Below are 12500 nucleotides of genomic sequence, written 5' to 3'. Positions count from 1 at the left end.
ATCGCCGGACGGTCCGTCCCTTCGCCGGCATCAATGCAAGAGTTTCTTTCCCTCTTCAATCGCCTTCAAGAAGGGCTCGGGAATGTCGACGATATACGGCAGGAGGGGCACCATCGGGCCGAGGGCGGATCCCACGAGTTCCGAAAACGATCGCAGATCGAACGGCACCACCCGCATCTTATGGATATGGTCGTAGACCCGATTGAGCGCGTCCAATCCGGTCAGATCGCTTCCGCTCATGAGTTCGTAGTGACCGCTGGTGCAAGCTTTCAACCATTTCTCCTCGAATGCTTGTGCCCGTTCCATTGACCGCTCCTGGAGAACTTCCAGAGCCCGTGACTTCGCCTGAGAGAGCTGTTGCGTGAACATGAACAGCGGCAGCGTAAAGAGCACCGGAGCCCCTATGACGAAGCTCGCCGCATAGCCCCAGACGGACAGCACCAGGATCGTCGCCCCCTCGAAAGTCAGCTTGTAGAGAATAGTCGGCGCCACGTAGCTGATGCCGTACGCCAGGATGATCCACCCGAACTTCGTCTGTGCGTCGCTGAGAAATCCAATCCCTCCCGTACTGTCCGGATGCGAGGGGACCAGATTCAGCCGCAAATTCGACACTTGATACAAATACCAGGTCCACAACAAGACCTTTACCGACCAGCGCAGCCACCAGTACGTCGTCAGGGGGCCGACGAAGATGAACTCCCACGCACCGGGCCACGTCAACGTCTGCAGCATCTCGCGAAAACCGTACCACGTCATCGGCTGCAGATGACTGTCGAGATCCGTCGCATGCCACGTCAGCCGGCCATTGTTCATCTCCGGAATCATCCAGGCCGCCGTGATGGCATATCCCAACAGAATGCAGAGCAGGTCCGGCCATGCCTTGTGCCGTGATTGCTTCAGCTGCCAATTGACCCGCACCAATCGGATGGCATCTCCCGGTTCCACGACGCCGGTCGTCACAAAACATCGGGCCACTTCCTTGGTCTGCCGATCGATCACCCGTTCCGCGACCAGAAACATGGGGAGGCCGGCGATCAATTGGCCATAGGCGGCGAAATCGAAAAAGAAATTCTGTCCCCGTGGTTGCGTCCAGTGGAGTCCGGACCACACGGCGAGAGCCGCGAGCACACCCCACGTCAATGTCATGAGAAAGAGCGCTCGTTTGACGAGATCGCCGGTGCGATAACTGCCCATCCCGATTCGTTGAAAGAACCGGGTCAGGAAGTCGCCCTCGAACAGGGAAAAAGGGATGCTGTCGGGATATTCGGAATGGGCCGCTTGACGATGGGCCATGGACCGCACCTGTGGCCGAGGCAACACCGATCGGGAGGCGCACTATATCACTTCTCTGAATCCGCTTTCATCAACATCGCCCGACGTTTCGGACGTCGGCCTATTGATTGGCGCGCCTGGCGACCTGTAAGCTGAGCCCCCTCTAGAGGACCAAGGAGGTCCCATGGCCTCTCCCCTTCCGGCGTCCCTTCTCTGCATGGCAGCTATTGTCCTTGCTGCCATACCGGCAGAATCCGGCATCCAGCCCACCGCCGCAGGGTCCTACGTCGATGGACTCGACGCGTTGAACGAAGGCCGCTGGCGTGACGCCGCGAGCGCCTTTACCAAAGCCCTCGAGACGGCCGCCGACAATCCGGATAGCCTCCTCGCCCGTGGCGTCGCTGCCACACTCGCGGAAGATTTTTCGAACGCCCTCAATGATCTGCAGCGGGCCCAACGCCTCGGCTACCGTGGGCGTGAACCCGAGCTATGGCTCTCCGTCGCGGAAGCCATGAGCGGAACGGTCATATCACCGGACCATGCGTTGGGCGGCGGACCTCGAGGCGTTCCATCCGGTCCAGTGGTCGTCTTGCTTCCCGGCCACTTGGCGCAAGGCCAGGACGAGTACACCACGGAATATGGATCATTCATCCTCTATGAGCTCGGCCAGGCCTATCAAGATCATCGTGTAGCAGCAGACAAGGGCGGGACCAAGAGTCCGGAGATGCGGCAAGCCATGCTAAAGGCGGGACAATTGTTCGCGGAGAACAATTATCGCAGGCCCGAACTGGCTTCCATCAGCACGGCGCGCGCCAAGCAGGCGTCGGATGGGAACGCAACACCGAAGAACAGCATGGCTCATGTCGCACGAGCGCTTGCGGGAGCCCCGGGGGATCCCGACACCCATTACCAGGCCGGCAAGCTCTGGTTGGAAGCAGGCCGACCTGTCTCGGCTCGGAAGGAATTCACGATCGCGTTGACGTTCAAGACTGATCTGTCGGACGCCTATCTGGGTCGAGCCACGGCTGCGGCCCGCATGGGCGATGAACAACGAATGGCCGCGGACCTCGACATCTATAAGAAACTGGGAGGCTGGTTCGCGACGCGTTCAGCCAGATCGGCAGTCGAGAGCGAGCTTAGCACCCATGCAGTCAGGGGCTCCGCAGACAAATATGTGAATGAATTACAGGACGCTGCGGCATCCGGCAAGCCGCTGGAGCACCTGGTGGCCATCGCGACGAGCGTCCACCGCGCCAAGGGACCACAACGGCTTCGCTACGACGAACTCTATCAGGACCGTCTCCGCATCCTTGACGATGCCGTACGGGAGAATCCAAAGAATCCCGACAAACTTGTTGACCTGGCCACATATTTCATCGAAGAAGCCGAAGTCCGCGGCGAGAAGGTGGAGCCTCGGCGTGCGCTCGAGCCTTATCGATTCCAGGTATCGCGCAAACAGGAACTGCAACGGGGCATCCGTATCGCTGAGCAGGCACTGGCAATGAACCCGAAACATGTCGGGGCCATGATGCAGAAGGCGATTGCCCTCACGGGGTTGGGAGAGCTCAACCAAGCGGACCAACTGGCGGATCAGGCCTTGAATGTGTCAGGCAGCAATCCCGACGCCTTGAGTCTCTATGCCAGGTTCCGCGCCATGCGGGCCAATCAGATGTCGAATGAAGCCTGGAACCTCCGCCAGGAACGGTGTACGAGCTCGACCAGCGAAAATCGCCGAAGCGACGGCATCACTGAAGTGGTGAAGAAGACGTCATGCATTCAGCCCTCGCAGGCGGATCTCCAGCGGGCAGATCAGCTCGACGCGGCTGCGGCGGAATTCCGCCGGCGGGCGAGAGCCGCCATGGAGAAGGCTATCAGCGTCACCAAAGGAACGGTCGAGGGATTACTGCTGCAGGCCGATCTGGCCTTGTGGGACGGAAAGACCGATCAGGCACAGGGCGCGTTCGAGCAGGCCGTGAAACTCAATCCCAAATCCCTTGTGGCCCAACAGCGCTTGGTTCAGCACTACGCCCGAACAGGGCAACTGCAACAGGCCGAAGAGCAGCAATTGATCTTCGCCAATCTCTTCCAGACGACTGCCGCGCCCTTATTGCGGCTGACATGGAGGAATACGGAGAAAGCCCTCTGGCAGGCAGGCAAGGGCTCTCTCGCCCGGGCTACCCGGACCGACCCCGAAGATGCCCGCATCCCCGCCTACCTCGGAGTGATCGCCGAAGCCGAGGGGAAGACGGAAGAAGCGGTCGCCCACTATCGAGCAGCTCTCGCCTTGGAAGAAGCGCGCCTGCAATTGGACGAACAGAAGCCTGAGGCCGGCCGGGTGCTCGGCCGGGACGCATTTGAATTCGGCCTGGCGACGCAGGCCCGGTTTCATCTGGCCAGGCGACTCCAGAAAACAGGCTCTCTTCAGGAGGCGCTGACCCACTATCAAGCCGTGCTCGACTACGAAAAACGGATGAGCTCCGGTTTCGAATCCCGTGAGATGTTCAATGCTCTCTGGCCCGACCAGCAGCCGGAAGGAGGAGCGTTAGTCGTCGGACCGACCAATGCCGCCACCCTGGTCGCCGAGGCTCACCTGCAAACCGGCAAGATTCTTTCGGCGATGGGAAAGCATGACGAGTCGATCGAACATCTTCGCACCGCCGCGATGTTCGGCCCCCTCAAGATGGCCGATAGGCCGAAACTCGGCGACGGGTATGGCCATACCAACTTCGGCGGAGTCGCCGGTGTCCCTGCACAAGAAGCACAAATACTGTTGGCAAAGGAATTGATCGCGAAGGGCGATGCTCAAGGAGCCCGAGCGGTCTTGTTCGAGGCCGGCAACGGCGCGCCCGATCACCTGCGCAAGGAGATCAACGACATCAATATGGCAATGCTCCGCCTGCCTCCGCCTCCCTATCATGATCCCTACGCCGACACGAAGGAGGAACAGGTCCGCATCGAGGAATTGAAGTCGCAACAAGAACGACGACTCCGCGAGCAGACCGAACGCAATACGCAACAGCAAGCGCAACGGGACCGCACCCTTGCCCGCCGAGCCGTGGCAGGGCTCCCCCCTCTTGCGACCGTCGTTCCAAGCCTGGTCGGCCGGTGGAAGATGGTGCCTGACAATCCGTCGGCTCAGGAACGTCGCCTCACGATCGGACGGGATTCCCGCTACACATTGGTCACTCCCGGCGATGGTTCGACGAGAAGCGGCACGGCCTATCTCCAAGGTAAGCGGCAGGGACGCCGCAACACTACCGACCCGTCGAACGGCCAGATCTTGCTCTATGACGACCAGTCGGGACAGGTCGGCTCGATGTGGTTCGAACTGACCGGTGACGGTGCCGTGCAATTGACCGGAGCCAGCGGCACGAGATACACGACGACACGAGAATGATGAAGACATTTCTCCGTTCTCTGCTGACAGCGACTTACCTCCTCGTTCTTTTTCAAGTATTCCGTCCTACGCTGGCGTCGGCCCAACCACAGGGAGATGTCTTCAGCTCGCAGGGGGCATACGACAATTTCGCCGTCGGCGGCGCACATCGCTGGTACGACAAGCACTCCGCCGACGCCAAACAGAAGTCGAGCCACTGCCTTTCGATTTTGGACGAGGCCAAGGCCATCCAGGAAACAGCCTTGGCGCTCGACAAAGAAGCGAGACAGCCCGGGATAGACAGTCGCCAGGCCACGGCACTCCGCAAACAGGCGAACGAACAATTCGCGCTCAGAGACAAGGACATCCGCGCGTTCATCGACTGCTTCAATCAAGCGAACCGCCAGAAGAGCCCACGATCGGATCAGTTTGCAACCAGCGGTGAGCCTCCATCCCCCACCGGTGGCAAGAAACAGCCCGGCGAGAAATCTTCTCATCCTTCCGAGACGCGCAGAGACCAAGGACAGAAGCAGGCATCTGCCTCCATTCCAAGAACCGATCACCGCGGTCAGGAAACACCTTCCGATATTTTCTCAACCACCGGTGACAAGACACCGTCCGATGAACTACAGACCCAATCGCCTTCAGACGAGAAGTCGATCAAACGGACGCCAAGGCCGCCGGATGGGATAACCGCGAAGGCAAACGACTCTACGCTCAAGAAAGCAATTGACGGCTGCTTGCAAGAATATCTTCCGTTCTACGACACAGATTGGGATCGCCTCACTCCTGAATCGGCTGGTGTCAAATCATCGGAGGCGTTGCAACGATCGTTCTACCTCTCCGGGATTGCCGCGGACCAGGTCATCAGTTTTGTTCAAGCGCGCTATGGAAACGAATCGGATCGTGAACTGACTCCGGACTATCTTATTGGGTGGCTCACGAACTGTCTGATGGATCGGAAGGTCCTACCAAGACAAGAACCGCGCATTCTCTACCGGCGATACATGGAAGGTCATGACCCACTCAATATAAACAAGAAACGCATCACCGAGCGGTTCGAACAATTTGGCTATGGAGGTCGGCTTTATCCATCCATCCCGCCCTTTCGGGATCACGATTCATCGACTACCTCCAGTAGCGGATCATTGCCGACAACGCCGAGGGCCAATATGCCCTGATAAACAGGAGAACGAGGACATCGCTTGGCCCGGGTACCGTGAGGAATGAACTCCAGGTAACTTCACTTCCCTCGCTAGGCACTTGAAGACCTCATTCATTCGACGGTAAGCTCTACTCCTTCTTTCGACCGCTCAGCTGGCAAGGGGATACGATGAACATCGTGTTCTTGACCATCGTCCTGATAGTCCTTGGCGCGCAGGTGACCTTCGCCGGTTTTGCGGACGATCGTAAAGTATGCGAGTACCAAGTGCTGCCGAGGCTGCAGACCAATCGATTGCTCGAATCGGCCACTGCTCCAGGTGATCAATACTGCCTGGCGATCTTCAACTGGATCGGCCCGCTTGCCCAGAAGAATTATCCCGTCTCCGCTCAATGGCTCCAAAAGGCGTCCAATCAAAACCATCCGGCCGCCCAAGCCATGTTGGGATTCTTTTTCCAAATGGGCCACGGCGTCACGCAGAACTATGCCGAAGCAATGAAATGGTACAGGAAGGCTGCAGACCAAGGAAACTTGGATGCGATGACAGCAATCGGGAAGCTTTATGAGCAAGGCAACGGCGTTGGCAAGGATGTCAACGAAGCCGTTAAATGGTACCGTATGGCTGCCGACCGCGGGGATCCAACCGCCAGGAATAACCTACAGGCATTGGCACAACCGCGATCAGTACAAGCCGTAAGTCCCGGCGAACACTACTTTCAGGAAGGGAAAAGACTCTATCTCGCCAACGACTATGCGGCCGCAGCGAAGCCATTTTTCAAAGCAGCAGAGATGGGGCATGTCTTGGCCCAACTACAAATCGGCTCACAATATGAATTCGGCGAAGGCCTGCCGAAGAACTATGGCGAGGCCGTGAAGTGGTACGCCAAGGCGGCCGATCAGGGCAACGCGGTCTCGCAGAAAAATCTGGGCCAGATGTATGAGGACGGGACAGGCGTGACAGAAAACTGGCTGGAAGCCGCCAAGTGGTATCGAAAAAGCGCCGATCAGAATTACGACAAAGGACAAAATGCCTTGGGACGAGCGTATCAATTCGGCATCGGGGTGCCACAGAGCCGGCGTGAGGCAATTGAATGGTACAAGCGGGCGGCGGCCCAGGGCAATTCGCAGGCCGATTACTTCGCAAAACATCTCAGTTATCAAGGGACGTCGATCGGATTTCGGAACGAAGCCGAGCATGCCCAGGTCATCGCGGGAAAATTGAGATTCTCCTTGGAACTGCTCGATGAACCGGTCGGCGTGACCTTTCGCAACTCATCCGAACGGCTGGCGTATCTCACCAAGCTGCGGGGTCGGGTGGACCAAAACGAAGCCAAGACGATGTGGAATATCAAGAAGAAAGAGTACGACGATTGTCTGCGTGCAAAGCGGTCGCCTTGTTTCGACCCCGGACCAACCCCGTGAGGCAGACTATCGCGGCTCTATCTCAACACTATCGGTTTGGTTTGCGGACGACTCGCCCACAAAACCGGTACGATCCATATGACGCCACCAACACCCGCCGAATGATATGAACCGACGCCACTATTCGTTTTGGGCTAAATGTCTTCAACTGGTCTTGATGGTACTCGCTCTCGACCATGCCCACGCCCAGCCCACGGGGGGCGATGTATTTTCCAGCGACAGCGGGAACGGCAAGACCTGGTGGGATGTCAAGCGCAGGGACTATCCGGACTGCGCCGGCCTCGTCGATCAACATGAGTCAATGACCCAGGAGTTATACCGACTCGACGCCGAAGCCAAACGATCGGTCGAGCCGCAACGAAAGCAAATCGTTCAACAGATCAATGATCTCAGCCATCAGCGAACTCAAGTTCAACGACAGATCTTCGCCTGTATTCGTGCGTCAGGCGGCAAGGAATCCACCCTATCGCCTTCTGCGCCTGATCGGGAAGGGGTCGCCACTAGGGACTCGCCAGGAGGGGACACGGTTCGGGCCGAGGAGATTTTGACCCCGCAAGGCAGAAAGCTCCTGTTTCAGCTGGGTGCCGAGATGAATGAGATCGCCAAAGAGCAAGGCGGCCACAGTGACGCCGGCAGTGAATTCCTAGGGGGATTGGCTGACTGGGCCGGCGAAACCATTCAGTTTCTGGCGCAGAAGCCCGGCGCGCCGGTAGAGCAGACAGCCAAGGGTATCATGGACTACCTCACCAATGACAACGCCGCCAACCATCGCGCGCTTCGCTCCGCCGCCGAAGAGGCCGTGCGCGATTTCAAGAAGAATCCGGCGCGCTTTCTTGGCAAGAATCTGCCAGACCTGCTGCCCACTCCAGGGAGCGCCACCAACAAGGCCCGCGCACTTCAACGCATTTCGCAGGTTGAGAAAGGCGCGGGCCGCATCAAGCGCATGGCGGCCTCCGAGAAAAAGCTGGAGGGGTTCTACAAGAAGGTCGGCCCACCTGCCGAGGGCTACGGAACGAAAGTCCAGGAACATGCGTGTTTCGCAATTAACTCGTGCGTGGATGAAGCGTTGGCTGAAGCACAGTTGTTCAAGACCGGAGGACCCATCGGTGACGGAACGCCCTGGAAGATCACGGGTGTACGCGGACTCGAGACGCCGAAGTTCCCGGATGCACCGAGCGGAAGGCCGCCACTGACACCCGACTCGCCAAATTGGCCTAAGGGGATGCCCTACGATCCGAATCAACCGCTGCTCGATTTGCGACACACTCCCGATCAGCTTTACGCCAAATTGAAGCCTTACGGCGACAACTTCGCGCCAAAGAGACCGGGCACCTACAATCCGGAGCAACTCGACATGATTTGGAACGGTAGGCCAATCCCAATGGAAGGACCTGAACACATCGCGAAGCTTCTGGAGCGCGAGGGTATTGGCAGCCAGGGACTAGTGATCGCGGAATACAAACGGCCACAAGGCAACGTGTCCGGGCACGTGATCAACTTCCAGAATCCAGACGGAAAGGTCGCTGTCATCGACCGGACTCATCTGCGGAAGGATGTCTCAGAGGTGGAGAATTGGTTGTTCTTCCCCATCTATTAGGCATTATTCATTGGATTGGCGAGCGCGAGTTGTACCGTAGCGTTCTTGCCCATCTCTTCTACTCGTAGTGTCAGGACCCGTCCGAACCCGGAACGGCCCTGTCGAGGACGACGGAGCCGGTCCCAGCATTGGTTGGCATGGCAGGGTCATAGAAGAGACGATTACTGGACGCCATATTTTCGCTTGTCCTCCTGGGTTTCTTGATGGTCCAAGTACCGGTCCACCGCTGACTTGTTCCCCTCCCTGCAAGCACCCGCCGCAGGACCTGAATAGATGCTGCAGGGATTTCCGCCGCCGCCGTCACCACCGCCGCTGCCAAAGGCCGCGGCCGCCCGTCGATCGATGATGCCGCCGATATAGTTTCCCAATTGTTCAACATCCTTGAAATGCGGCGTCTTAGGATCTTCTAGCCAGGTCAGGATCCAGCCGGCTTGCCCATGCTTGTGGCGGCTTGCTCGATCCAACCACTTGATCGCCATCCGCCGGTCTCTGGGGAGTCCGCCCCATCCGAATTCATACGCCAGCCCAAGATGGAACTCCGCATGGGGAAAACCTTGGTCGGCGCTTTGGCGATACAACTGGACGGCTTTCACTTGATCTTTTGGCACGCCGTCGCCTTCGAAATACAAATTTCCAAGCGAAAACTGAGCGGCGCGATGGCCCTGCGCCGCCGCCTTGCCGTACCACACCGCGGCCTGCTTGTTATCCACCGGTTGACCACGACCTTGACTATAGATGATGCCCAATACCGCTTGGGCGCGAGGATGGCCGGCTTGTGCGGTCTCCATCAGAATCGGAAAGGCCGCCGCATAGCTCTTTTTCATGTACAGATCGTAGCCCTGCTTGAATCGCGCTTCGACCTTCGGATCGGAACTGACAAGACCTTGGGGAGAATCATATGAAATTGGGGCCTTTGGTTGTGTAACGGGCGTGGAAGGTTTAATCGGCACGGTCCCGCCAGGTTGTCCAGTGGGCCGGCGCGAAGACGATGGGCTGCCCGTGTCCTGACGCGTCAGTATGTCGGCGAGCGCCTGTTCTTGATTCATCCTCGTTGCCTTCACGAATGATTGGGAAGGATCCGTACTCACGAGCTTCGCTCCCCCTTCGGCGAGAGCGAGCCGGTTGAGGTATCCGCCTTGCTTCCATTTGAGCGCGACCGCGCCCTTGGACGCATCCGTGCATTCCCACGTTCCCGAGTTCCCGGATTGTTGCGTAAATGTTCCGTCCGCATTGATGGTCACCTCGCCGCCGACGAACCAGGCCCATTTACCAACGACGCCGTCGCAACCGGCTGCATGGACTGGCCGGTCCCCGAACACCACTCCCGACATGACGAATAGGAACAATAGGGTCGAGCGCATCCATATCATTTTCACGCACCCTCCTCGAAATTGCCCCGGTTGTCTCAGGCCTTGTCTTACGGGAAGGACGGCAAACCATGCAGTGTGGTACGCGAAGGAGACGGGCATGGAACCTCCAGCACAGGAGAAGCATCGCGGGCAGATGGGGGCGTGATTCTAGCGAAGGACATGACAGGGATCAACAGACACAACATAGACAGGGACGATCATCCGGCTGTGCAGTTTGTCCCCCTCTTTGGAGGGGGTACGTTGTCTCCCCGATTATTTCCATGGTATCGGTGTCCACCCTGACAATTAGACAAGATATTGCGCATGAATCTTCACCTCCTGCATTTCCTCGATCGATCGACGCGAGGAAGTCTCACCGGGGTCCCCTCAATCCAAGTTGAATGGTTCTTGCGGTATTTCAGATCCCAATGGACGCCTGGATGACGAACAGCAAAGAAACGCCCTACGAGGCGAGAATCATGGACTGCCCACGACTTTTGACTTCCCTGATCGCAATAACTGTTCTGCCGTTCTGTTGGATTGGGGAAGCGGCAGCGCGCTTTGATCCCTATCTCAGCGACCCAACTACCAGCTTCTTCGGCAGATTGATCATCCTAAACGATGAACTGAACACTACTGAACGGTCAGAAGTGTCCTATCAACAAACCCAGTTGCTTGACGCAGCTCTGGAGCGTTTTCATTTACGTGGCAGTAAGCCGACTCCCACCAATCGTATTTCACTGCAACCGCCCAACGTACCAACCGCGAGCGGGAGTGGCACAAACCTAAGCCGTGACGGTTCTTGCGCCGTGGGTTATCAGGATGCCGGCTTCTTCACGCCGTTCCATGCACTTCGCTGGACGCAAACCACGGGGCCGCTCGATCTCGGCACGCTCGACTCACCTAATAACGCCAGCCGGACTTCGTTTGCAACGGATACGAATCAGGACTGCTCCGTGATCGTCGGTTTGTCGGACGTAACCGCAAACGGCGTAACGCAGCATGCGTTCCGATGGACACTCTCCGGCATGATTGATCTCGGCACGCCTCCGAACGGTGGGCCCAACTCTCGTGCCTTTGGCGTGAGCAGTAACGGCACCGTGATCGTGGGCGATGCGGAGTTCTCCGATCCCAGCAACCTCGTCAGCGGAAAAAGCCGCAAAGCCTTCCGCTGGACTCAAGCCGGTGGATTTCAGAGTTTAGGCGATTTGCAACCGGCCGGGCTCTCGATCGCTTCCGCCGTGACCGGTGATGGCACAGTGGTGGTTGGCCAGGCGAGCACGAACAGCGGCTCGAGCGCCTTTCGATGGGTGCTTCCGACTCCTCCTGCGCAGCCGGTCATGCAGCCCATTGCTTCGCTCCCTGGACATACCCAAGGAGCCGCCACGGCGGTGAGCGATAACGGAAAGATTGTGGTCGGCATGTCGAACGCGACGCTGATGCAAAATGGTGGTCCGGTCTCGGGCTGGACCCACGGCACAGCCTTTCGCTGGACTCAGGCAAGCGGCACGAAGGAGTTGCAGCAGATTCTCAGCGACAGCGGCGTAGATATGACCGGTATCAGTCTCGTTTCCGTCACCGGTATCTCGCCGGACGGGCAATGGATTCAAGGCGCCGCAACCACGGCCCAAACGGGGCCAAACGAGACCGTCGCTTTCATCGCGCAAGTCTGCGACGACGACATCGGCGGGCCATGCAAGACGAACGGCGCAGCCCCCTTCAAACTCGGCGCGGCTCCCAATCAACTTTCCGTGGCCGCCGGTCAGAGCGGCTCGACGACCATTACCGTCACCCCCGACACAGGATTCACGCAACCGGTCACATTCGGGTGCGGCGGGTTGCCGATCGGCGCGAGTTGCAGTTTCAATCCGTCCACCGTGACTCCGGCAGGCGGTCCGATCAACACGACCTTGACGATCACCACGAACGGCGGGCCCGTGGCGATGGTCTCGCCAGGCATTCCATCGACGATGTCGGCAGTCCTCCTGCCTCCATTCGCGCTGATGCTGGTGGGGCTGCTCCTGTACCGGCCGACTGTCGATCGTCACCGTCTGTGGACGGGATTGCTGCTGCTCGTCGTGATCGCGACGGCCGGTTGCGGCGGCAGCGATTCCTCCTCGCCCCCTCCCGACAACTCAACCGGCGGCGCCCCGGCCACCGGCACCCCGGCCGGCTCCTCGAACGTCACGGTGACGGCCTCGTCCGCCTCGGGAAACAGCAGCGCGCCGCTCACGTTGAACGTCACGCGCTGACGGATGAAGGGAACGGTCGACAACGGCCGAGACTTGGAGGACTATAAGTCGACAGGCCAGAAAAGAATGA

General features: G+C 58.6%; 7 protein-coding genes. 5 read left to right on the top strand and 2 right to left on the bottom strand.

Annotation, left to right across the window (positions count from 1 at the left end):
• Positions 1-30 precede the first annotated feature (30 nt).
• Positions 31-1293, bottom strand: coding sequence for a hypothetical protein (locus tag NSJP_RS12870; RefSeq protein ID WP_080887283.1), 1263 nt, complete (start codon positions 1291-1293; stop codon positions 31-33).
• A 163-nt stretch (positions 1294-1456) separates the two neighbouring features.
• On the opposite strand from NSJP_RS12870, the gene NSJP_RS12865 reads away from it, so the two are divergent.
• The 4 genes from NSJP_RS12865 (at position 1457) to NSJP_RS12850 (ending at position 8829) form a co-directional block, all read left to right on the top strand.
• On the top strand, positions 1457-4669 hold the full coding sequence (locus tag NSJP_RS12865) for a tetratricopeptide repeat protein (RefSeq protein WP_080887282.1): 3213 nt from the start codon (positions 1457-1459) through the stop codon (positions 4667-4669).
• A complete protein-coding gene (locus tag NSJP_RS12860; protein ID WP_080887281.1) occupies positions 4666-5829 on the top strand; it encodes a hypothetical protein in 1164 nt (387 codons plus the stop codon). Before NSJP_RS12865 ends, NSJP_RS12860 begins: the two co-directional genes overlap by 4 nt.
• A gap of 152 nt (positions 5830-5981) precedes the next feature.
• Complete coding sequence (locus NSJP_RS12855; protein ID WP_080887280.1) at positions 5982-7232, top strand: tetratricopeptide repeat protein; 1251 nt, start codon at positions 5982-5984, stop codon at positions 7230-7232.
• Positions 7233-7776: 544 nt separating this feature from the next.
• Entirely contained in the window at positions 7777-8829 is a 1053-nt protein-coding gene (locus NSJP_RS12850; RefSeq protein ID WP_155970175.1) for a hypothetical protein, read from the top strand.
• Between the two features lie 161 nt (positions 8830-8990).
• Here NSJP_RS12850 and NSJP_RS12845 read toward each other — a convergent pair whose 3' ends face one another.
• Positions 8991-10199 carry a tetratricopeptide repeat protein gene (locus NSJP_RS12845; protein ID WP_231989541.1) on the bottom strand — a complete coding sequence of 403 codons (1209 nt, stop codon included), beginning with the start codon at positions 10197-10199 and terminating at the stop codon, positions 8991-8993.
• Positions 10200-10987: 788 nt separating this feature from the next.
• Between NSJP_RS12845 and NSJP_RS12840 the strand changes: the two genes are divergently transcribed.
• Positions 10988-12430, top strand: coding sequence for a hypothetical protein (locus NSJP_RS12840; RefSeq protein ID WP_080887277.1), 1443 nt, complete (start codon positions 10988-10990; stop codon positions 12428-12430).
• Positions 12431-12500 lie beyond the last annotated feature (70 nt).

Source organism: Nitrospira japonica (genome assembly GCF_900169565.1).
Taxonomy (GTDB): Bacteria; Nitrospirota; Nitrospiria; order Nitrospirales; family Nitrospiraceae; genus Nitrospira_C; species Nitrospira_C japonica_A.
Note: the sequence above shows the minus strand (reverse complement) of the source record. Positions and strands in the feature narration are given on the sequence as shown.